This window comes from Herbaspirillum sp. DW155, assembly GCF_037076565.1.
In the GTDB taxonomy this organism is placed as follows: domain Bacteria; phylum Pseudomonadota; class Gammaproteobacteria; order Burkholderiales; family Burkholderiaceae_D; genus Herbaspirillum.
Genome location: NZ_AP029028.1, coordinates 5,220,378 through 5,243,110 on the forward strand (window position 1 = coordinate 5,220,378; position 22,733 = coordinate 5,243,110).

A 22,733-nucleotide genomic window follows, 5' to 3' on the forward strand; every position below is an offset into this window, starting at 1 on the left:
CCATATTGCAAAGCCTGTGCCACGGCGCAAAGCGCCATTGCATGCGGCTTTGCAGCAAGCTCATCAGCTCGCGCCACCAGCGGTCGGACGAATTTTTGGCGCCAGGAATTTGCTGCGCCGGAGCAGAATTCTTGATGCACTGCAGCTTGCGCATTTGCGCAAAGTCGCCAACCATCAGCGCACTGAATTTCATCATCTAATGAAACGCGCGCACCACCGCCCGCTCGCCCAATCCCAGCCAGGAGCCTGCCCATGCCGCCATCCCCGCGTATTTCCCTTGCCGAGATGGTGCGCAGCCAGGGGGGTGCGGCAGCGCCTATGCAGCTCAGTTCGGCCAGCACCGACCGCTGGAGCGTGGACGCCCATCCGACCCTGGCGGACCTGAGCGAATGCCTGTTCTTTTCGCCCGGCGATGGCCGCATCTGGCTCAATGACCAACGCATGCTGCTCATCCACAGCCGCAGCATGGGCACACTGCGGCGCGAGCTGATCGACAATCTCGGCATCGACAAGGCACGCGGCCTGCTGACCCGCGCCGGCTACATCTCCGGCGCGCGCGATGCGCAACTGGTGCGCGAACGCTGGCCCGATGCCGATCCCTCCACCATCCTCATGGCCGGCACCCGGCTGCATACGCTGGAAGGCGTGGTCAAGGTGATCCCGGTCAGCTTCAGCTATGACCCGCAAAGCGGGCGCTACGAGGGCGAATTCCTCTGGCACAACTCCAGCGAAGCCGATGAACATCTGGCCGCCTACGGCATCGCCACGGCCCCCTCATGCTGGCAGCAGATCGGCTATGCGATCGGCTATGTGAGTACGCTGCTGGGTCATCTGGTGATCTTCCGCGAAGCGGAGTGTCGCGCGATGGGCACGCCGCATTGCCGGGTCATCGGCAAATCGGCCGAACTGTGGAGCGACGCCGAAGAGGACCTGCGCTACCTCAATGCGCAGGACTTCGTGGGCAGCGGCATGCTGGCCACCGATGGCGAGGTCGCGGCCGAGAGCCCAGGCGGACTCAGTGCCGAGGCGGTGGAGGCGATGGAGGCCGATCTGACCCGCGCCCTGGTGGGCACCTCCGCCGCCTTCAACGCCGCCTGCCACCTGCTCAACCGGGTGGCGGCCACCGATGCCACGGTGCTCTTCACGGGCGAATCGGGGGTGGGCAAGGAGCGCTTTGCGCGCATGCTGCACCAGATCGGTCGCCGTGAACGACAAGCCTTCATCGCCATCAATTGCGCCGCCATTCCCGAGACGCTCATCGAAACTGAACTGTTCGGTGTGGAACGCGGCGCCTATACCGGGGCCACGCAATCACGCGCCGGCCGCTTTGAACTGGCCGATGGCGGCACCCTGTTCCTCGACGAGGTGGGAACCTTGAGCCTGGTCGCGCAAGGCAAGTTGCTGCGGGTGCTGCAGGAGGGCGAATTCGAGCGGGTGGGTTCGACCCGTCCGGTCAAGGTCAATGTGCGGGTGGTTGCGGCCACCAATGAAGACCTGGCCGTGGCGGTACGCGAGGGCCGCTTCCGTCAGGACCTGTTCTTCCGGCTCAACGTATTCCCGATTCACCTGCCTCCCTTGCGCGAGCGGCGCGACGACATTCCGCTGCTGATGAATCACTTCCTCAAGTTCTATGGTCAGCGCCACGGGATCGCGGTGCGCGGTTTCACCCAGCGGGCGGTACAGGCCCTGCTCAACTACAGCTTCCCGGGCAACATCCGTGAATTGCAGAACCTCATCGAACGCGGCGTGATCCTGGCGCAAGGCCATCCGCTGGACTTGCCGCACATGTTCATCAGCGGGGAGAGGCTCAATGACGAGGTGCTGTCCCTGCAGGGCGAGACCGGCACGCTGGCAGGACGGCACGGGCATGGGCATGGCGAGGCCAGCAGCGAGGCCGGGAGCCTCCTGGAGGTAGTGCAGCAATGGCGCAGCGCGCAGCAGAAGGAAGACGCCGCGCTGTCCTTGCCTGCGTTGGAGCAGACCCTGATCAGCGAGGCCATCGCCCGTGCCGGTGGCAACCTGTCGGCGGCAGCGCGCCTGCTGGGTATCACGCGGGCGCAGCTGGCTTACCGGCAGCAGAAGAGAGAGCAGTAGTAAGCCTGCGACATCGCGCAAGAACAAGACAATCGACAACCCTCAGGCGACGTTCTTGTAGGGACTGGGCCGGTCGGCCTCCTCGGCGACGATCTGCATCTCGCCGATGCGGTTGCGCAATTCTTCCCAGGGATGCGTAGGGAGGGTCTCGTCGTGGCGGGCATGCCGCCAGCGCAGCGCGAAGTCTTCCGCATCGTGGCCCATCTCATCCTGCCAGCGGTGCTCCAGTGCGATGAACAGTGCAATGGCGGCCACCAGTCCGAACGAACACAGCACCAGCGCGGCGTAGATGGCGTACTGCATGATGGCATCGAACCAGCCCATGTCCTTCCCGTCCTCATCGTTTCATCACAATGCGGCGATGATATTCCCCTGTCCCGTACCCGCCCATCAGGAAATGACTGAGGCGCCGCCGGCACGGGCGGCCAAGCTCATCCACAGGAACCCGCGCTGCATGCAGACGGTCTGCCGTTCAGGCGCGCACCGCCTGCGAATCGCCGCGATCTCCCTGTTACGGAAGCCCTCGATGACTGCACATGCCTGCTCCAACATTCCTGCCCGCCTCGACCGCCTGCCGTGGTCGCGTTGGCACTGGCGCGTGGTCATCGCACTGGGCGTGGCCTGGGTGCTGGACGGGCTGGAAGTCACGCTGGTCGGTTCGCTGGGCAGCGTGCTCGAACGCAGCGACACCCTTGCTCTGAATGCCGCACAGGTCGGCTGGACCGGCTCGCTCTACATCGCCGGGACCGTGCTGGGGGCACTGGTATTCGGGCGCCTGACCGACCGGCTGGGCCGCAAGCGGCTCTTCATGCTCACGCTGATGCTGTACATGGCGGCCACCCTGGCCACTGCCTTTGCGCAGGATTTCCTGTTCCTGGCGCTGTGCCGTTTCGTGACCGGGCTGGGCATCGGCGGCGAATATGCCGCCATCAATTCGGCCATCGATGAGTTGATACCCGCACGCGTGCGGGGGCAGGTCAACCTCATCATCAACGCCAGCTTCTGGATCGGTGCGGCATTGGGCGCAGGCCTGTCGCTGGTGATCCTGGATCCGCAGGTGATGGGCGCCGCGCTGGGCTGGCGCGCCTGCTTCCTGCTGGGAGCGGTGCTGGCGGTGGCGGTGCTGCTGGTGCGCCGCCATGTGCCGGAGAGTCCGCGCTGGCTGCTCATGCATGGCCGCGATGAGGAGGCCGAACAGGTGGTGCGCAAGATCGAGGCCGAGGTCGCGCAGCAGCACGGTCCCCTGCCGGCCCCGGCCGACGTGGCCGCAGCCCCGGGCCAGGCAGGCAGCGGCATGCTGCCCTGGCGCGAGATCGCTCAGGTGCTGCTGCATCGCTACCGCCAGCGCAGCGTGATGGTGGCGCTGATGATGGTGGCGCAGGCCTTCGTGTACAACGCCATCTTCTTTACGTATTCGCTGGTGCTCACGCGTTTCTTCCAGGTGCCGGACCATCGCGTGGCGCTCTACATCTTTCCCTTTGCGCTGGGCAATGTGCTCGGGCCGGTGTTGCTGGGTCACCTGTTCGACAGCATCGGCCGCCGTCGCATGATCGCGGCCACTTACCTGCTCTCCGGTGCGGGGCTGGCGGGCACGGCCTGGGCCTTCAATGCCGGGTGGCTGGATGCGCGCTCGCTGGCGCTGTGCTGGAGCGCGGTGTTCTTCGTGGCCTCGGCGGCAGCCAGTTCGGCCTACCTGACGGCCAGCGAGGTATTCCCGCTGCGCATGCGTGCCATGGCGATTTCGATTTTCTACGCCATCGGGACGGGGGTGGGTGGATTCGTCGCGCCGGTGCTGCTGGGCTGGCTCATCGCCAGCGGGGACCGCCATGCGGTGGCTGCCGGCTATGCGCTGGGCGCATGCCTGGCGCTGTTGGCGGGGGCGTGCGCGCTGCGCTTTGCAGTGGATGCGGAACGACGTACGCTGGAAGAGGTGGCGGAGTGGCGATCCTGAATGACGTGATGACCGGGGGCCTCTGTCATCAGCCGGGCTTATGACAGGATTTTCTCCGCAATGCCCGCTCCCAGCGGCGCCAGCAAGGCCTGCAATTCCTCTTCATCAAACTTGATGGTGGCCGTGTCGTCGCGGCCCAGCATGCCTTCGGCCAGGGCTGACTTGCGCGTCTGCAGTTCCAGCAGCCGCTCTTCGATGCTGCCTTCGATGACCAGCTTGTAGACGAACACCTGACGTGTCTGTCCCAGCCGGTGTGCGCGGGCGATGGCCTGTTCTTCCACGGCGGGGTTCCACCAGGGATCGGCCAGGATCACGGTATCGGCGGCAGTCAGGTTCAGGCCGACGCCACCCACCTTCAGACTCACCAGCATCAGCGGCACTTCACCTTGCTGGAAGCGCGCGATCACACTGCTGCGGGCGGCCGGTTCGGTGTCACCGGTGAGCATCAGGCAGGGCAGTTTCAGCGCCTGCAGTTCTGCCTCGATCAGGCTGAGCATGCTGGTGAATTGCGAGAACAGCAGGATGCGCCTTCCCTCCTCCACCAGCGCCGGCAAGGTGTCGCGCAGCCACTCGGTCTTGGCGCGTTCCAGGCCGGGCGGCATGCGGCCCTGCTTCAACAGATAGGGATCGCAGCAGACCTGCCGCAGCTTGAGCAAGGCATCCATGACGCTCACCTGACTGCTGCCGAGGCCGCGCCGTTCGAGTGCCCGCCGGACCTGCTTGTCGGCGGCGATGCGTACGCTTTCGTAGAGTTCGCGCTGGCGGCCCTGCAATTGCAGGCGTTCGATGATCTCGATGCGGGCCGGCAGCTCCTGCAATACATCCTCCTTGCGCCGACGCAGGATGAAGGGGCGCACGCGTTGCGCCAGCAGGCGCGCACGCACCGTCTCACCCTGCTGCTCGATGGGCTTGCGCCAGAGCCGCGCAAAGCTGCGCGCATCGCCGAGAAAGCCGGGCATGAGGAAATGGAACTGGCTCCACAATTCACCGAGGTGATTTTCCAGCGGCGTGCCGGTCATGCACAGACGATGACGTGCGTGCAGGCGGCGTGCTGCTGCGGTGCTGCGGGCGGAGGCGTTCTTGATGGTCTGCGCCTCGTCGAGCACCAGCAGATGAAAGCGCAGCGACCGCAGCAGGTCGAGGTCGCGCCAGAGCAGCGGATAAGTGGTCAGTACCAGATCGGCCTGTCCTTCGGCAATCGCGGCGACATGGCGGCTACGGTCCGGTCCATGCAGCACCGTCACGCGCAAGGCCGGTGCAATGCGCTGCGCTTCTTGCTGCCAGTTGAACAGCAGCGAGGTCGGCACCACCACCAGCGCCGGCAGGTCGAGCCGGCCGGCCTGTTGTTCGATGAGCAGATGGGCCAGCACCTGGGCGGTCTTGCCCAGGCCCATGTCGTCGGCGAGGATACCGGCCAGACCCTGCTGGCGCAGGTACTGCATCCACGCCACGCCTTGCAGCTGGTAGCCGCGCAGGGTCAATCCCAAACCCTCGGGCGCTGGCACCGGCTGCACGCTGCCGGCCACACGCAGGCGCTGCGCCAGTTGCAGCACGCCGGCGGCTCCGCTCATGCGCCAGGGAGTGCCGCCTTCCAGGGCCTGCAGATCGGCTTGCAGGCTGTCCAGGCGATGCGCATCCCAGGGCGAGAGTTGCAGCGGGCCTTCCTTGCGTTTGAGGTCGACCAGCAAATCCAAAAGCGCCAGCACCACCGCCTTGAGCGGACCGGCCATGGCATCGATGCGCCGGCCACCGGGTGCACGCAGCGAGATCACCGCATGCGGGTCCATGCGCTCGACCTGCTGTGCATCGGCCCAGCGTGGATCACGCCGCAACAGGTCGGCCACCATCGGCGCCACATCCATGATCTGGCCCTCGACCTCGATACCGATGGAGAGCAGCCAGCGGCCGGCGGGATCGAGGCCATCGAAGATCTCGCTGGAGAAGGCGCGGGGTTGCAGGGGCGCGGCGACTTCGCGCGCACTGACCTCGCCGGTCTGGCTGCTGACGATGAAGCGCCAGGCGGTGACCGGCACGCTCTCGTGCGCAAACCCGGGACGCACCCGCAGCGTCCAGCCCAGTTGCTGCAGGCGCGGCGCCTGGTCGGCCCAGAAGTCAGCGAAGGCGTCTTCCAGCATCAGGGTCCAGAGCGGGCCGGCATCGTGCAAGGGGTTTTCGGCGCGCCATTGCAGGGCATCTTCGCGCAGCGGCAACAGGCCCATCTCGCGGATGGTCTCCAGCGCCGCGGCCTCGGCGGCCAGGTCGCGCGCGATGTGCGCGGGGGTGTAGCCGCCCTCGTCATCGGCATGGCCGGTGGGCGCCGGCATGCTCCAGCGCTGCGCGCCCTGGCCATACACCCACTCGATCTGCGCCACCGTCACCATGCCGCCGCGCGGCCCGAACAGGCCATGCGCACGCATGCCCAGCAAGCCGTCGCCACGGGTGAGCGTCTGCAAGGTCAGGCGGGGATGGAATGCGCTGGGGGAAGGCGAATCAGGCATGCGGGCGGGAGAAAACGTGGAAGCGGCCATTGTAGGGCGCTTCGCGCAGGGCGTGCAGGATCAGGGCAGCAGCTTGTGCGCGGTACGGTCATGCGTGGCGCGCATGGGCAAGCGGCGCAGCGACGGACTTACCTGGCCGGCGGGGTGATGCAGAAATCCAGCATGCCGAAGGGCGTACGGCCCTCACCGGTCGCCCACACCCATACCGCCCAGCACAGCAGGCTGCACACCAGCAGCAGGGCCAGCACGATGTGCAGTCCGGATGCCTTGCGCAGGAAACCTTCAACGCGGTCAAACAGGGCGGTCATGGAGAAACGGGGCAATGGGAACAATGAGAGGCACCTATTTTAGCCAGACGGCCGCCGCAAGAACATGGGACAAATCGCCGCAGTGTCAGTGTGGCAATGATGACGGGACATTTTTCGCATCATTTTTCGCATCTGCTGTCAGGAAACTATCGTTGACATCCCGTATCTGGTACCGCTACCATCACACCAAAATAAATTTGGTACCGCTACCAATCTGCCCGGTTCAGCCTGCTCTCCCCCAAGGCTTTTGCCGGGCGGCAATTACTTCCTCTCAGGAGACATCGCTTGAAGACGATCAAAGGCTTGCGCTGGTGGATCATCGTGCTGGTTTGTCTGGGCACGATCACCAACTATCTGGCACGCAATTCACTGGGCGTACTGGCGCCCACGCTCAAGGACGAACTGGGGATGAGCACCCAGCAATATTCCTACGTGGTGGCCGCCTTCCAGGTCGGCTATACGATCATGCAGCCGGTCTGCGGATTCGTGGTGGACCTGATCGGGCTGCGCATCGGCTTTGCCCTGTTCGGCGTGCTGTGGTCGATTGCCGGCGTGCTGCATGCGGGCGCGACCGGCTGGCTCTCGCTGGCCGGCTTGCGCGCGCTGATGGGTCTGACCGAGGCGGCCGCCATTCCTTCCGGCATGAAGGCGGTGGCCGAGTGGTTCCCGGACAAGGAAAAATCGGTGGCCGTGGGCTGGTTCAATTCGGGTACCTCGCTGGGTGCCATGCTGGCGCCGCCGCTGGTGATCTTCCTGCAACTGCGCTACGGCTGGCAGTCGGCCTTCGTGGTGACCGGCCTGCTCGGTTTTGTCTGGGCTGCGCTGTGGTTCGCCTTCTATCGCTCCCCGCGCGACCATGCGGCGCTGTCCGACACCGAACGCAACACCATCATCAGCGGCCAGCAGCGCCCGGTGAGCGCGGTGCGCGGCAAGCGTCCGGTCAAGGACGTGGTGACGTCGCGCCGCTTCTGGGCCATCGCGCTGGCGCGCTTTTTTGCTGAACCGGCCTGGCAGACGTTCAGCTTCTGGATTCCGCTGTACTTCGTCAACGAGCGTCACCTCGATCTCAAATCCATCGCCATGTTCGCCTGGCTGCCCTTCCTGGCGGCCGATCTGGGCGGGCTGGTGGGTGGCTACCTGTCGCCCTTGCTGATCAATCGCTTCCGCGTGCCGCTGATCTGGTCGCGCGTCTATGGCGTGGTGCTGGGCGCGGTGATGATGATCGGACCGGCCTGCGTCGGCCTGGTGGCCTCTCCCTATACGGCCATCGCGCTGTTCTGCGTGGGCGGCTTTGCGCATCAGATGATTTCCGGCCTGGTCAATACGCTCTCGGCTGACGTGTTCGATCCCGAAGAGGTGGGTACCGCCAGCGGCTTTGCCGGCATGTCGGCCTGGATCGGCGGCCTCGGCTTCTCGCTGCTGGTGGGCGCGCTGGCCGATACGGTAGGCTATGGGCCGCTGTTCGGCATGCTGGGCGCCTTCGACCTGATCGGTGCCGTGCTGCTCATCATCCTGATCCGTGGTCAATCCAATGAGGAGCGCGCCGCGCGCACGCCGCCTCGTACTGTCTAAACGCAACGCAAGGGTTTCATCATGTCCATGCTCCATCCTCCGCGCTTCGCGCTGCAGTCCCGCAACGGCAATCATCTGCGCCTGACGGCCGAATCGGGTGCGGCCATCGAACTGTTCGTCCTGGAAGAAGACATCCTGCGCGTGCTGGTGCTGCCCGAGGGCGAGCTGCGCGGTCCGGCCTCCTGGGCCGTTGCGCCCGGTGCCGAAGACACGCCGCCGCAAGGCCGTGACCGCCGCGACATGAGCGGCTTCACGCTGCCCGCATTCACGCTGCGCGAAGAAGCCACCCGTGTGCAGATCGAGACAGCGCAGATCCGTCTGACGGTGATGCTGGAAGGTGGCTTCTGCCAATGGGAAATGCAGCGCCAGGGCCAGTGGCAGACGGTGCTGGCGGACCGGCCCACGCAAGCCTACAACTTCGGTTACTGGGATCAGCAGGTCTATCACTACCTCAAGCGCCAGCCCGATGAGATGTACTTCGGCCTGGGCGAGCGTGCCGGTGAGATGAACCGCGCCGGCCAGTCCTACGAGATGCGCAACATCGATGCGATGGGCTACAGCGCGCGCAACACCGATCCGCTCTACAAGCACATCCCGTTCTACATCACCTGGAATGCACAGGCGGCCAGCGGCTTCGGACTGTTCTACGACACGCTTTCCGACTGCCGCTTCGACATGGGCCGCGAGCTGGACAACTACCACGGTCCGTATCGCTACTTCGTGGCGCCGCATGGCGATCTGGATTACTACTTCATCGCCTCGCCCGATACCCCCGTGGCCGCCACCCGCCGCTTCACCTGGCTCACCGGCCGGCCCGCCTGGATGCCCAGGTGGGGACTGGGCTACTCCGGCTCCACCATGAGCTATACCGACGCACCCGATGCCCAGGCGCAGATGGGGCAGTTCATCGACAAGTGCCGCGAGCACGACATCCTGTGCGACTCCTTCCACCTGTCCTCGGGCTATACCTCGATTGGTCCCAAGCGTTACGTATTCCACTGGAACACCGACAAATTCCCCGACGCCAGAGGCTTCGTGCAGAGCTATCACGACGCCGGCGTGCACCTGTGCGCCAACATCAAGCCCTGCCTGTTGCGCGATCATCCGCAGTTCGAACAGGCGCGCGAGGCGGGGCTCTTGATCAGCGACAGCCAGGGCCAGCCGGCCTGGGTGCAGTTCTGGGATGAGGTCGGGGCCTATCTCGATTTCACCAATCCCGCCACCCAGCAATGGTGGAAAGCCAACGTCAGGTCGGCCCTGCTGGACTACGGCATCAGCGCCACCTGGAACGACAACAACGAATTCGAGGTCTGGACCCCGGATGCCCTGGCCCACGGCTTCGGCGCGCCCTATCCGGTGCAGCAGGCCAAGGTGCTGCAGACCATGCTGATGATGCGTACCTCGCATCAGGCGCAATCCGAGGCGGCACCGCAGCAGCGTCCCTTCCTGGTGTCGCGCTCGGGGGGCGCCGGCATGCAGCGCTACGTGCAAACCTGGTCGGGCGACAACTACACCTCGTGGGAAACCCTGCGCTACAACCTCAAGATGGGCCTGGGCCTGGCGCTGTCGGGCGTGTCCAACATCGGCCACGACATCGGCGGCTTCGCAGGTCCGGCGCCGGAACCGGAACTGCTGGTGCGCTGGGTCGCCTTCGGCGTGTTCATGCCGCGCTTCTCCATCCATTCGTGGAACGACGACAAGACCGTCAACGAACCGTGGATGTATCCCGAGGCGACCGCGCAGATCGCCGCGCTCATCAAGCTGCGCTACCGCTTCATTCCTTACCTCTACGAATTGCTGTGGCAGTCCACCCGGGACTACCAGCCGGTGCTGCGCCCGACCTTCGCGCAGTTCCCGCAGGACCGCCGCTGCTATGAGGAATGTGACGACATGATGCTGGGCACCGACCTGCTGGTGGCCCCCGTGGTCGAGGCCGGGCAGACCGAACGCGAAGTCTATCTGCCGGCAGGTGCCGATTGGGTGTCGTACTGGAGCGGCGAGAGCTTCGCCGGCGGCCAGCGCATTCGTTTGCCCGCGCCCTGGGACCAGCCGGTGATGCTCATCCGCAAGGGCGGGGTCATCGCCATGAATGTGGCCGAGCAGCACTTCGGCCAGCCCGCCGATGCGCGCGCTTTCCTGGTGGCCCCGGTGGCCGGCGCAGGCGAAGCCAGCGGCGGCTGCATCGAGGACGACGGCCACAGCCAGGCCTGGCGCGAAGGCCAGCAGGGACGCTGGCAGGTGCGTGCCCGCAGCGATGCCCACAGCATCACGCTGCACGTGACGCAGGAAGGCCAGATGCCGGTGGCCACCAACACGGTGGACATCTGGCTGCCGGCTGACGACACGCGCACCTTGCATACGCCCGCGGCCCGCATCGCCAGCGAGGTCAGCCGTCATGGCTGGCGCTGTCTGCGGCTCGACATGAAGGTCTGAACAACGCACCCAGTCACAACAAGCACAACAACCACGCCAAAAAAGGAGACGTGAATGAAAACGAAAAATTTCCCCATCCCCGCCGCCAGCCTGTCGCTGCGCCCCCTGTACCTGTGCGCGGCCCTGCTGAGCGCAGGCGCCACGATGCCGGCCTGGGCACAATCCTCGGTGACGCTCTATGGCACCGTCGACCTGGGCCTGGCCTATAGCAGCAACCAGGGGGGCGCTTCCAACACCTACATGAACTCCGGTGCGCTCAACGCCAGCAAGCTGGGCTTTGCCGGCAGCGAAGACCTGGGCGGTGGCACCAGCGCGCTGTTCCGTCTGGAAAACGGTTTCAGTGCCGATACCGGCGCCATGTCCAGCAGCGGCGTACTGTTCAACCGCCAGTCCTACGTCGGTCTGGCCAGCAGGGATTGGGGCCAGATCACGGTGGGCCGCCAGTACACGCCTTACTTCCAGTACGTGGGCGGACTGGGCCCGACCGGTGTGCTGACCGGCGCCACGGGCGCGCATCCGGGTGATATCGACGCGCTCGATACCACGCTGCGCATGAACAATTCGGTACTCTACACGCTGCCCACGCTGGGCGGCCTGCAGGCGGGCATCCAGTACGGCATGGGCGAACAGGCCGGTAGCGCCGCCAGCGGCAGCAGCGTCAGTGCCGCGCTGCGCTATGACTACCAGGCCTTCTCCTGGAGCGCCGGCTATACGCGCCTGAAGAACCTGGCCAATGGCAACAGCGCCGGCAGCTTCGGCAACGTGGGCAGCTTCGCCAACAATTCGCCCATCAACGCCGGCTATGCCTCGGCCGACAGCACCCAGTTGCTGGCCACGGCGGCCCGCTATACCTGGGGCGACCTGATGATGGGTCTGAACTATTCCAACGTGCAGTACAAACCCGGCGCACTGTCGGCCTTCACGCAGACGGCCACCTTCAACACCGTGGGCCTGATCGCCAGCTACAACCTCAATGCGGCCCTGACGCTGGCTGCCGGCTACAGCTACACGGCCGAGAAGGCGCGCAATGGCATCAGCTCGCCGGCCAAGTACAACCAGCTCTCGCTGGAGCAGGTCTATGCGCTCTCCAAGCGCACCGCCTTGTATGCGATCCAGGCTTACCAGCGCGCCAATGGTCAGACGCTGCGCGTGGGCAACTCCGGCACCAGCATCGTCGATGCCGTGGCCGCCGTGGGCGACTCGCAGAACGGCACCCCTTCCAACGGTCGCGGCCAGTTCGTGGCGATGCTGGGTATCCGCCATTCGTTCTGATGCCATGCTTGCGGGGCATGGGTTACCATGGCCGATTCATTGAACCCGGCCACGCTGCCATGACCACTGCCCTGCTCATCATCGATGTTCAACAAGCCCTGTGCATCGGCCCCGAGGCCGTTGCCAACGGCGACAGCACCATCGCCGCCATCAACCTGCTTTCCGGGAAGGCGCGCGCAGCCGGTGTGCCGGTGATCTTCGTGCAGCACGAAGACCAGGGCACGCTGGTCCACGACAGCGCCGGGTGGCAACTGGCGCAAGGCTTGCATCACACTGCCGCTGACCTGTATGTGCGCAAGCGCGGTTCGGATGCCTTCCACCAGACCGGACTGGAAGCCCTGCTCAAGTCCCACGGCGTGACGCAACTGGTCGTCTGCGGCATGCAGACCGAGTTCTGCGTGGAGTCCACCGTCCGGCGCGCGCTGGCATTGGGTTTCCCGGTGACGCTGGCAGCCGGCGCCCATACCACCGCACCCAACGGGGTACTGTCGGTGACCGATGTGATCGCGCATCACCAGACCACCCTGGCCAACCTGGGCGCTTATGGGGTACGTACCACTATCACGGCAGCCAGCGATATCCGCTTCTGAGCAGTCAGAAACGTTGTGGGCTGAAGGGAGTCAGGTCGATTTCCGGCGCCTGACCGGCCAGCAGTTGGGCCGCGATGCGGCCGGTGCGGGCCGAGCAGCCCAGGCCGATGTGGCCGTGGCCATAGGCATGGATGATGTCGCCGCTGAGGCGGGAGTGACCGATGCAGGGCATCCCGTCGGGCGTGCTGGGACGGCGGCCCAGCCAGTATTTCACGTCCTCCACCGGCAGCGTACGCGGCAGGCCGGGGAAGAGTTTGCAGGCGATATCGCGCATGATCTCGCCGCGCCGCCAGTCCGGCGCCGCCTCGAAGGAGGCGAACTCGACCTGGCCGGCGATGCGCAGGCCGGTTTCCATCTGCGTGGCAATGACCTTGAATTCGGACACCATCATCGGCGTGCGCGCGCGTGCCTGATGCTCATGTCCGCGTATGACGGCGTGATAGCCGCGCTCGCTCTCCAGTGGTACGCGGTCGCCCGCGGCCGCCGCCAGTGCCCTGGAGCGCGCCCCCGCACAGATCACGGCAGCGTCGCAGACGATCTCGCCAGCCTCGGTCAACACGGCCTTGAGCCGCCCCTGTTCCACCCGGAAGCCGGTGGCACGGCCATCGATACGGGTGGCGCCGCGCGCCAGTGCATAGGCCTGCAAGGCCTGCAGGTAGGCAGCGGGATTCTTGCAATGACCGGCCTCATCGACCTGCACCGCGAAACCGAAGGCCGGGTCGAGGTCCGGCTCACGCTCACGCAGGGCGTCGCCTTCCAGTTCCTGCCAGCGGATGCCCAGTTCGCGGCGCACCCCCCAACCAAAAGCATCGTTGTCGAAATGCCGGCGCGACCGATAGACGTGCAGCACGCCGGAGGTATCGATCAGGTGCGCCACGCCAGCCCGCCGCGCCACATCCAGATGCAGGCTGCGGGCATCGGCCACCAGCGTGCGCAGCGCACGCGCGGTGCTGCGGATACGATCGCGGCGGGCGCTGGCCAGATTGCGCAGCAGCCAGGGCGTCAGGCGCGGCAGATAGCGCCAGCGGATCGAGAGCGGTCCCAGCGGGTCCATCAGATAACCCGGCACCTTCTTCCACATGCCCGGTTCCACCGGCGGTATCACCGAATGCGAAGACAGCCAGCCGGCATTGCCATAGCTGGCCGCTTCCTCGCTGGCGACCGCATTGAAGTCCAGCAGGGTGACCTGCAAGCCCTGGTCCAGTGCGTGGATGGCGCTCATGAGGCCGACGGCGCCGCAGCCGATGATCACGGCGTGACGGGGAAAGATGATTTCGGGAGAAGTGGACATGGCAGCCTGTGCGATGCAAAGCAGCATGATACGAGAAGTCGCACCGGGGTGTGAGGCCGATATGGGCGCGCATGACAGCATCGGCGCAGCAGCGCACGCAAGCGTCCTGCGCGACCGGACAAGCTCAGCGATAATCTGTTTCCCTGCGCTGTGCGACGTATTGCACCGTGCAGGAATACGATCAACAAACCCGCTGCCCCTCGACCACCTCAGCTTCCGTTCTGAAAGGACTACCATGCGCATGTTCTCCCAAGCCATCCTGACCGCCCTGATCGGTCTGTCGGCCTGTCTGGCCACCGCTCCCGCTGCGGCGCAGGGGGTCTATGACGACTGGTCGGCCGTGAAGGCGCCGGCCGCTCCGGCGCTCTCACGGGTGAACATCGACCCGGCCACCACGGCCGTGCTGGTGCTCGATATCGCGCGCCAGACCTGCAATCCCGAGACCCGTCCGCGCTGCGTGGCGATGTTGCCGCGGGTGGCCAGGCTGCTGGCCATGGCGCGCGAGAAGAAGGTGCCGGTGATTTACACCCTGGGCGGCAACAGCACGCCCGCCGATATCTGGCCCGAGGCCGCCATGCAGGGCGGCGAGCCTCTGTTCAAGTCCGGTCCGGACAAGTTCGTCAATACCGATCTGGAAAAGATGTTGCGCGACAAGGGCATCAAAACGGTCGTCTGCATCGGTGCCGCAGCCCACGGTGCGGTGCTGCATACGGCGGCCAGCGCGGCCTTCCGGGGTTTTGACGTGGTGGTGCCGGTGGACCTGATGGCCTCCGACACCGCCTACGCCGAACAGTACACGGCCTGGCACCTGATCAATGCGCCGCGCCTGGGTGAGCGGGTCAAGCTGACGCAGTTGAGCTGGATCGAATGAGGAAGACGACAAGCTGATCCGCTGCAGGACCGATGCAGCGGATGCATCAATACGGGGATTTGATGCAGACTCCGCATCAATCCCCGTTGTGTTTTTTTGCGTGCCGCAAGGCGCAGGTCAGGCCTCGCGCAACTGGAAGCGCGCCACCAGGGCTGCCAGTTGATGCGTCTGGTCGCGCAATGAATGCGACGCCGCCGCGGCCTGTTCGACCAGCGCCGCATTTTGCTGGGTGCCTTCATCCATCTGCGTGACGGCGTGGCTGATTTCGTCGATGCCACGGCTCTGTTCGCGGCTGGCCACGGCGATCTCGCTCATCAGCGTGGTCACGCGGGCCACCGAATCGACGATCTCATGCATGGTCTGACCGGCCTGATCCACCAGGCCCGCACCGGTGGCGACCTGCTGCACCGATCCTTCGATGAGGCCCTTGATTTCGCGGGCGGCGGCGGCCGAGCGTTGCGCCAGGCTGCGCACTTCGGTGGCGACCACGGCAAAGCCGCGCCCCTGTTCGCCGGCACGGGCGGCTTCCACGGCGGCGTTCAAGGCCAGGATGTTGGTCTGGAAGGCGATGCCGTCGATCACGCCGGTGATGTCGGCGATGCGCGAGGAGCCGGACCGGATCTCGCCCATGGTCCGTACCACACGGTCGACCACGGCGCCGCCTTCGCGCGCCAGGCGCGCGGAGGTATTGACCAGTTCGTTGGCCTGGTGGGCATGGTCGGCATTCTGGCGCACGGTGGAGGTGAGCTGTTCCATGGCCGAGGCGGTCTCTTCCAGACTGGAGGCTTGCGCTTCGGTACGCGAGGAAAGATCGGCGTTGCCGCTGGCAATTTCGCCGGAAGCCGTATTGATGACGGCGATGCTGCGATGGATTTCGCCGACCATGTTGCCCAGGCTTTGCGTCATCTGGTTCAGGGCTTCCATGAGCTGGCCGGTTTCATCGCGGCCGTGCACGCTGACCTGCCCGCTCAGATCATTGGCGGCCACGCGGCGCGCCAGCTGCAACGCTTCGGCCAGCGGACGCGAGACCACGCGGGCAATGGCGATGGCCAGTGCCAGACCAACCAGAATGCCGACCACCAGCAAGCCGATGATCCAGTGCTGCGAACGGGCGAAGACTTCATCGGCATGGGTGTTGGCCGCTTCCTTGTGATCAATGTTGGCCTGGCGCAGGGCGGCGAACTGCTTCTCGATGGCGCGATAGGCTTTGAGCGAATCGCCCTTGGTCAGGGCCAGGGCCTCATCCTTGCGGTTTTCATGGGAGAGCGCAATGATCTTCCGGTGCTCGACCAGATAGGCCGCCAGGGTCTGGCTGAGCTGGTCGAAGGCGGCGTTTTCCTCGCTGCTCAGATCGAGCTGGCGATACTCCTGTTGCAGCCGTGTGAATTCGGCATAGCGCTCGGTGAGCGCCTTCTCCAGCGTGGTCATGGTCTCGGCGTTGCCCAGGATGTGCTGGAATTCGGTCGAGCGCACGCGCACCAGGGTGCGTTCCAGCATCAGGCTGATGCGGATGCCGGGCTCCCATTTGTGGGCGATGTCGGTGGCCGCATCGTTGACCTTATCCATCTGATAGACCGAGAAGATGCCCAGCGCACTCATCAGTGCCAGCACGGTCACGAATGACAGCAGCAGCTTGGTGGCGATCTTCCTGTCCATGAACCATTTCATTGCGATACCCCTTTTTTTACAGAACTCCGTGGGCCGCGCAGGGCGGCTTTTTCACGAGCGGGAAGACTGGCTTTGGCCATCCACGGCCGCTCTGCTGTATGGCGAAGCCTCAGGCGAGTTGGAACAACTGCGCCGCCGTCGCGCCGGTGATGCGGTCACGGTCTTCCTCGTTGCTCACCAGGGTTTCGAAACGCCGCCAGCTATCGGCATAACCGGTCTCGCTTTCATGCTGGGTGTGCGGCCAGTCGCTGCCCCACAGGAGACGGTCCGTTCCAAAGTGTTCGCGCAACAGCGGCCAGGCCTGACGCGCGAACTGTGCGCCGCCCTCGCTGCCGCCATTGCGATACTGCGCCGACAGTTTCACCCACACCTGCCGTGTGGCACCGGTCGAGAGCAGATAGCGGAATCCGGGATCATCGACGCCCAGGGCCGGATCGACCCGGCCGAAGTGATCCACCACGATCTTTACGCCCAGCGCCAGCAGGGGTTCCAGCACCCGTGGCAGATCGGCGGCCTCGCGATGGATCTCGACCTGCCAGCCCAGTGCGGCAATGCGCATCAGCGTGTCGTGCCAGACGCCCCGGAAATCCGGCAGCGGCGCACCGCCGACCAGGTTGAAGCGGATGCCGACCACGCCACCCTGACGCAATGCCTGTAACTGTTGGTCGTCAATCCCCGCATCGATCATGGCGATGCCGCGCAGGCGCTCCGGTGCGCGGGCGATGGCCTGCAGCAGGTAGTCATTGTCGCTGCCGAGGAAACTGGGCTGCACCAGCACGCCGTGGCTCATGCCATGCGCATCCAGCTGCGCCAGATATTGCCCGACCGTGACGTCGTAGGCGGGTGTGTAACGGCGGCCGTCGGTCATCGGCAGGTCACGCGCAAACACGTGCGCGTGCGTGTCGATGCGCAGTGCCTGCGTCACCGTGGCTGCCGGGGCTGCAGTACGACTCATGCGCCGGTTTCCATCTGGCGGCCCTTGGTTTCGGGCAGCATCAGCACGGCGATCACCACCAGCGAATAGGCGATGGCGGCATCGATGCCGATGGCCTGGCCCAGGGGCATCGAGTCGCTCATGTGGCCCACCAGCACCGGGAAACCGGCCGAGGCCACGCGGCCGAAGTTGTAGCAGAAGCCCACGCCGGTGCCACGGATGCCGCTCGGATACAGCTCATTGAAGAGCGCACCGAGGCTGGCCGGAATACCCGCAGCGAAGAAGCCCAGCGGAAAACCGCAGACCAGCATCGGGGTATCGGACAGCGGCAGGAAGATGTAGCACAGCACGGTAGCCACGCAGCACAGCGCGAAGCAGGCGACGGTACGACGGCGGCCGATACGGTCCAGCAATTGCGCACTGGCAATGCAGCCGCACCAGAAGGCGATGATGATGACGGCCAGGTAACCGCCGGTGGAAAGGACCGACAGATGCTTCTCGGTCTTGAGGTAGGTCGGCAGCCAGGTCATCAGGGCGTAGTAGCCGCCATGCGCACCGACGCCCAAGAGGCTACCGATGAGAGTCAGGCGCAGCACGTCAGGACGGAAGATGCCCAGCAGGGTGCTGGCCGCAGGCTTGGCGGCGGCTGCCTTGCGGCCGGCCAGGAAGGCATCGGTCTCGGACACCGAGCGGCGCACGTAGACCACCAGCAGCGCCGGCAGCAGGCCGATGACGAACATCACGCGCCAGGCCATCTCTTGCGGCAGCATCGTGAACAATACCGAGAACAGCAGCACCGCGCCGCCCCAGCCCACGGCCCAGGCGCTCTGCACGGTGCCCATGGCTTTGCCGCGATGTTCGGCACGGATGGTCTCGGCCATGAGCACGGCGCCGGCTGCCCATTCGCCGCCGAAGCCGAAGCCCTGCAAGGCCTTCAGCACCAGCAGTTGCGGGTAGCTCTGGGCGAAGGCGCTCAGGAAGGTGAACAGTGAAAACCAGATGATGGTGATCTGCAGGGTTTTCACACGTCCGTAGCGGTCCGACAGGGTACCGGCGAACCAGCCGCCGATGGCCGAGGCCACCAGGGTGGCACCGCTGATCATGCCGGCGTCGGCCTTGGACAGGGAGAAGGCCGCGATCAGTGCGGGAATGGCCAGGCTGAACATCTGCACGTCCAGCGCATCCAGTGCCCATCCGCTGAAGCAGGCCCAGAAAGTCTTGCGTTCCTTGGCAGTAACCTGCCGATACCATGAAAACATTGTCTCGTCCTCTAAGCTGAAGGCGCGCAACCTTGTAGAACCCGGATCGCGCCTCCATGCAATGACGGCACGAAATGATACGGGTGGTGACGCGGAGCTGATTGAATTATGTAGTTGACTGCTCATATAGACATCTATATGAGTTGTCGCACGATAACACAGCTATGGCGAGTCAACAATCCTCACCCATCGGCGGTGTGGCCGTCCATCTGCTGCGTGGCCGTCTCCGCTTGGGTTGCGCGCGGTGCACTGCCTCGTTGTGGGCAAGCCCGGCCCCGGGTAGACTGCGTACTTTCCCTTCTGCAAGGCCAGTGTGACCATGCTTGACCAGACCGGTGCCGATACCCGCCTGCCGCTGTATCTCCAGTTGCGCGACCAGCTCGCGGCCCAGATCCGCGCCCAGAAGTGGCAGCCGGGCCAGGCCATCCCTTCCGAGGCTGAACTGAGCCAGACCTTCCAGGTGGCGATAGGAACGGTGCGGCGGGCGATTGAAACGCTGATGAGCGAAGGCCTGGTGGAGCGCACGCACGGACGCGGCACCTTCGTGCGCAAGGCGCGTTTCGACAATTCGCTGTTCCGCTTCTTCCGTTTCGAATCCGCCGACGGCCGCCCGCTGGCGCCCAAGAGCGTGATCGTCAGCCGCAAGATCATCGAGGCCCCGCGCCAGGCGGCCGAGGCTCTGCATCTGAAGGCCCATGCCAGGGTGATCGAGCTGCTGCGCCTGCGCAAGGTGGATGGCCAGCCGGTCCTGGCCGAGAACATCTACCTGTGCGCCCAGCGCTTCAAGGCCCTGGCCAACAAGGCGCCGGAGGATTTCGGCGATCTGCTGTATCCGCTGTATGAGCGGGAATGCGGGCTCATCGTCGCCTCGGCGCGCGAGACCCTGACGGTGGAAACGGTGACGGCCGCGCAGGCAAGGCTGCTGGGCTTGTCCGAAAAAACGCCGGTGGTGGTGATCGAACGCATCGCCTTCGGCTCGGATGGCACGCCGCTGGAATGGCGGCAATCACGCGGGGCGGGGAGCAAGTTCAGGTATAGCGCGGAGATTCGCTGAGCAGGCCAGAGGTTCGATCTCGGCTCAATCATCGCCAGGAAGCCTGATCGAGCGGCAGTGTTCGCAGCGGATCATGGACTTCAACTTGATCGGCTTCGCCTAGCATTCCGGTGAAGATCACCAGATTGCAGCCCGCGTTGGCCAATGCAGAGCGATACAGGATTCCTTTGGCGCCTGCTGTCCTTGCTGTATCACCGATCTGCCAGGAGGGTGGTTCGATGGCATCGTTAAAATGCATGCGTCGCCAGTCACAGTAAAAGCTCTGCCAAATCGAGCTCCAGTTGGATGAATCGCCATCGCGGAAATCCACTACCTTATCCAGGCTGATGCGATAGGCAACGATCACGCCGGGCGGCAGGAGCACGTCCAGTTGCTGGTATTCGGCCAAAGCCGTGGCAGTATCAAGTGAGAGGTATAAGGCCGGCACGCCGGGCCGATTGAGCCTGCCGCCGAAACGCGCTGCCCCTGCACCCGAGGTGGGCTCAAATGACCAGCGAGGAACATGGACCCGATAAGCAACCGTCTCAAGACGGGTCAGGATCATCCTGCGAATCCGTCCTCTAGCGAGGACAGATAACGCACAAGATCATCGGTGCGCCCCTCCGAGACCAGCATGTGCGGTGTCTTGCAGCCAAAGACCTGTAGCGGGGAATCCTTGAACCAGGCGAGGGATTTGTCCACGCTGCCGACAAGATCGGTAGCTAGCTGGATGACGCGCACGGCTTCGCGCAGATGGGCCTGCAGATATTTTGATTCAACCGTGGGCGACACCCCGTTTTGCTCCAGGCATGCGGAGGTCAGCGCAGAAGGATCCGTACCCAGCAACAAGCCGAAACGGCCTGGTGAGAACGTGGTAGACGTGCCGTCTTCAAGCAGAAAATGCAGTAAAGCCTGGAAATCGGAACCGAAAGCCGGGATGGCTTGCTCGCTGCCATCATTCATGATGTCTTCATCCAAGCACGAGAGAGGTCCCATTATTGCATTTCCAAATGAGACATCACCATGCGATTGCGTGCCTTTCATGTGCCACCCTTTCCGCCGGGAATGAAAGGAGCGATTTTGAATCGCACAGTGCTGAATCACCACACGGCATTTGAATTTCTGCACCGATCTCGTTTACTATCGTCGCTCAGCCCATCACTTCCCCCACCATGCACCAGAAGCGATCCGTCATCCAGTCACCCGCTGCCCTCCCGGCCGCTGGCGTCTGCATGCGTGGGCTGAGCAACAAAAAACGGCATCTCCGCTGACGGGGATGTCACGTCCCGTCCGGCGGATCGCCTGGCGGGACTGGATCGCAACAACGTTCTCCTTTCAGACCTCGCCCGGCGCACTGCCGGTGGAACGATTTTTTTAACCGTTCTTCATGAGGTACACATGCACACACGTTTTACCGGAGTCTGGATCCCCATCGTCACGCCGTTCCTGGCGGGCGACGCGGCCAGCATCGACCACCCTGCACTGGCGCGGCTGGCGCAACATCTGGCCGGACAAGGCATCAGCGGACTGGTCGTCGGCGCCACCACGGGCGAGGGCATCCTGCTGCAGCCAGGTGAACAGGAAGCCTTGCTGGCGACCCTGCGCGCTGTGGTCCCGCAGCTGCCGCTGGTGATGGGCTTGTCGAGCGCATCCACGCACGAAGCGGTACTGCGCGCACGCGCGCTGTCATCGCTGCAGCCTGATGGGCTGTTGGTGACGCCACCGCTTTACGTACGGCCATCCCAAGAAGGTATCCGTCGCCATGTGGAAGCGGTCACGGAGAGTGCGGACCTGCCGGTGCTGGTCTACAACATCCCCTATCGCACCGGCTGCCAGGTCGAGCTGGAGACGCTGCAACAACTGGCGCAGGATGCGCGCGTGGTCGGTCTCAAGGAATGCGGCGGCAGCCAGGAGCGGATGCAGCGCCTGGTCAACGAGACCCCGCTGCGCATCCTCTCGGGCGATGACGCGCAGAATTTCATGGCCCTGTGCCTGGGTGCACACGGCGTCATCGCCGCCTCGGCGCACGTGATGCCGCGCTGGCATGTGCTGATGCAGGCGCTGATCGGCAACAACCAATGGCTGCAGGCCAGGTACATCGCCGACGTGTTGCAACCGGTGATCCGCGATCTGTTTGCCGAACCCAGCCCGGCACCGCTGAAGGCCCTGCTGCACGCCGATGGCTGGTGCGCGCCAGAGGTCCGCCTGCCCTTCCTGCCGGTCAGCGCGGGCTTGCACGCGCGTCTGATGACGCAGCGGCAGGCGCTGCTGTCGCATGCTTTCTGAACACTGCTCTCAAGGAGAAACTCCATGTCATCCGCCCTGCCCCTGCAACTCCACGTCGACGCCCAATACGCCAGCCCCTACGCGATGTCGGTCTTCGTCACCCTGCGCGAGAAGGGCTTGCCCTTCGCGCTGCACACGGTCGATCTGGACGCCGCCGCCCATCACGATCCCGCCTATGCCGCGCTGTCCCTGACGGCGCGCGTGCCGACCTTGCAGCATGGCGACCTGGCGCTGTCCGAATCCTCGGCCATTACCGAATATCTGGAAGAGGTCTTCGGCGGGCCGCCGGCCTATCCCGCCCATCTCCCCTCACGCGCACGCGCGCGCCAGGTGCAGGCCTGGTTGCGCAGCGACCTGCTGCCCATTCGCGAAGAGCGCAATACGCAAGTGCTGTTTTATGGCGTGCGCAAGCCGCCCCTGTCCGCACAGGCTGAGGCCGCAGCGCAACGACTGTTCCGCTTCGCCGAAGCGCTGCTGCCGCAAGGAGCGGACCACCTCTTCGGCCAGTGGAGCATCGCCGATACCGACCTGGCGCTGATGATCAATCGCCTGGCCCTGCACGGCGACCCTGTGCCGCCGCGTCTGGCTGCTTATGCCAGGGCACAATGGCAGCGGCCCTCGGTGCAGGAGTGGGTGGGAATGCAGCGTCCACCGCTGCGCTGAAGCAATGAGG

General features: G+C 64.9%; 19 protein-coding genes. 10 read left to right on the forward strand and 9 right to left on the reverse strand.

What is annotated here, in order from left to right; translation table 11 throughout:
• The first annotated feature begins 252 nt into the window (after positions 1 to 252).
• Complete coding sequence (locus AACH55_RS23805) at positions 253 to 2,094, forward strand: sigma-54-dependent Fis family transcriptional regulator (RefSeq protein WP_338717141.1); 1,842 nt, start codon at positions 253 to 255, stop codon at positions 2,092 to 2,094.
• Positions 2,095 to 2,136: 42 nt separating this feature from the next.
• Here the strand turns inward: AACH55_RS23805 and AACH55_RS23810 are convergent, their stop codons facing one another.
• On the reverse strand, positions 2,137 to 2,418 hold the full coding sequence (locus AACH55_RS23810) for a hypothetical protein (protein ID WP_338717143.1): 282 nt from the start codon (positions 2,416 to 2,418) through the stop codon (positions 2,137 to 2,139).
• Between the two features lie 202 nt (positions 2,419 to 2,620).
• Between AACH55_RS23810 and AACH55_RS23815 the strand changes: the two genes are divergently transcribed.
• The gene (locus tag AACH55_RS23815; RefSeq protein ID WP_338717145.1) at positions 2,621 to 4,045 is read left to right on the forward strand and encodes an MFS transporter; all 1,425 of its coding nucleotides are present in this window, start codon (positions 2,621 to 2,623) and stop codon (positions 4,043 to 4,045) included.
• 38 nt (positions 4,046 to 4,083) lie between these two features.
• Here AACH55_RS23815 and AACH55_RS23820 read toward each other — a convergent pair whose 3' ends face one another.
• Entirely contained in the window at positions 4,084 to 6,573 is a 2,490-nt protein-coding gene (locus AACH55_RS23820; RefSeq protein ID WP_338717147.1) for a DEAD/DEAH box helicase, read from the reverse strand.
• A 98-nt stretch (positions 6,574 to 6,671) separates the two neighbouring features.
• The gene (locus AACH55_RS23825; protein ID WP_338717149.1) at positions 6,672 to 6,851 is read right to left on the reverse strand and encodes a metallothio multi-domain protein; all 180 of its coding nucleotides are present in this window, start codon (positions 6,849 to 6,851) and stop codon (positions 6,672 to 6,674) included.
• 285 nt (positions 6,852 to 7,136) lie between these two features.
• Here AACH55_RS23825 and AACH55_RS23830 point away from each other — a divergent pair, with 285 nt between their 5' ends.
• From AACH55_RS23830 to AACH55_RS23845, 4 genes are read left to right on the forward strand one after another with little or no spacing between them, the layout of a single operon-like run.
• Entirely contained in the window at positions 7,137 to 8,423 is a 1,287-nt protein-coding gene (locus tag AACH55_RS23830; protein ID WP_338717151.1) for an MFS transporter, read from the forward strand.
• Positions 8,424 to 8,444: 21 nt separating this feature from the next.
• On the forward strand, positions 8,445 to 10,856 hold the full coding sequence (locus AACH55_RS23835; protein ID WP_338717153.1) for a glycoside hydrolase family 31 protein: 2,412 nt from the start codon (positions 8,445 to 8,447) through the stop codon (positions 10,854 to 10,856).
• A 54-nt stretch (positions 10,857 to 10,910) separates the two neighbouring features.
• A complete protein-coding gene (locus AACH55_RS23840) occupies positions 10,911 to 12,128 on the forward strand; it encodes a porin (protein ID WP_338717154.1) in 1,218 nt (405 codons plus the stop codon).
• 59 nt (positions 12,129 to 12,187) lie between these two features.
• Entirely contained in the window at positions 12,188 to 12,718 is a 531-nt protein-coding gene (locus AACH55_RS23845) for a cysteine hydrolase family protein (protein WP_338717155.1), read from the forward strand.
• 4 nt (positions 12,719 to 12,722) lie between these two features.
• On the opposite strand, the gene AACH55_RS23850 is transcribed toward AACH55_RS23845, so the two are convergent.
• Complete coding sequence (locus tag AACH55_RS23850) at positions 12,723 to 14,009, reverse strand: FAD-binding oxidoreductase (RefSeq protein ID WP_338717156.1); 1,287 nt, start codon at positions 14,007 to 14,009, stop codon at positions 12,723 to 12,725.
• A 235-nt stretch (positions 14,010 to 14,244) separates the two neighbouring features.
• Here AACH55_RS23850 and AACH55_RS23855 point away from each other — a divergent pair, with 235 nt between their 5' ends.
• Complete coding sequence (locus AACH55_RS23855; RefSeq protein WP_338717157.1) at positions 14,245 to 14,880, forward strand: isochorismatase family cysteine hydrolase; 636 nt, start codon at positions 14,245 to 14,247, stop codon at positions 14,878 to 14,880.
• Positions 14,881 to 14,997: 117 nt separating this feature from the next.
• On the opposite strand, the gene AACH55_RS23860 is transcribed toward AACH55_RS23855, so the two are convergent.
• The 3 genes from AACH55_RS23860 to AACH55_RS23870 form a co-directional block, all read right to left on the reverse strand.
• Entirely contained in the window at positions 14,998 to 16,548 is a 1,551-nt protein-coding gene (locus AACH55_RS23860) for a methyl-accepting chemotaxis protein (protein ID WP_338717158.1), read from the reverse strand.
• Between the two features lie 109 nt (positions 16,549 to 16,657).
• On the reverse strand, positions 16,658 to 17,503 hold the full coding sequence (locus AACH55_RS23865) for an amidohydrolase family protein (RefSeq protein WP_338717159.1): 846 nt from the start codon (positions 17,501 to 17,503) through the stop codon (positions 16,658 to 16,660).
• Complete coding sequence (locus tag AACH55_RS23870; protein ID WP_338717161.1) at positions 17,500 to 18,741, reverse strand: MFS transporter; 1,242 nt, start codon at positions 18,739 to 18,741, stop codon at positions 17,500 to 17,502. The genes AACH55_RS23865 and AACH55_RS23870 overlap by 4 nt, the downstream gene beginning before the upstream one ends.
• A gap of 319 nt (positions 18,742 to 19,060) precedes the next feature.
• On the opposite strand from AACH55_RS23870, the gene AACH55_RS23875 reads away from it, so the two are divergent.
• Complete coding sequence (locus tag AACH55_RS23875; protein ID WP_338717162.1) at positions 19,061 to 19,795, forward strand: GntR family transcriptional regulator; 735 nt, start codon at positions 19,061 to 19,063, stop codon at positions 19,793 to 19,795.
• Positions 19,796 to 19,823: 28 nt separating this feature from the next.
• Here the strand turns inward: AACH55_RS23875 and AACH55_RS23880 are convergent, their stop codons facing one another.
• Together AACH55_RS23880 and AACH55_RS23885 are read right to left on the reverse strand one after the other, a co-directional pair.
• Positions 19,824 to 20,339, reverse strand: coding sequence for an RES family NAD+ phosphorylase (locus tag AACH55_RS23880; RefSeq protein WP_338717163.1), 516 nt, complete (start codon positions 20,337 to 20,339; stop codon positions 19,824 to 19,826).
• Entirely contained in the window at positions 20,336 to 20,818 is a 483-nt protein-coding gene (locus tag AACH55_RS23885; protein WP_338717164.1) for a DUF2384 domain-containing protein, read from the reverse strand. Before AACH55_RS23885 ends, AACH55_RS23880 begins: the two co-directional genes overlap by 4 nt.
• A 354-nt stretch (positions 20,819 to 21,172) precedes the next feature.
• Here AACH55_RS23885 and dapA point away from each other — a divergent pair, with 354 nt between their 5' ends.
• Both dapA and yfcF read left to right on the forward strand, forming a co-directional pair.
• Positions 21,173 to 22,060, forward strand: coding sequence for a 4-hydroxy-tetrahydrodipicolinate synthase (gene dapA / locus AACH55_RS23890; protein WP_338717166.1), 888 nt, complete (start codon positions 21,173 to 21,175; stop codon positions 22,058 to 22,060).
• 24 nt (positions 22,061 to 22,084) lie between these two features.
• Complete coding sequence (yfcF, locus tag AACH55_RS23895) at positions 22,085 to 22,723, forward strand: glutathione transferase (protein WP_338717167.1); 639 nt, start codon at positions 22,085 to 22,087, stop codon at positions 22,721 to 22,723.
• Positions 22,724 to 22,733: the final 10 nt, after the last annotated feature.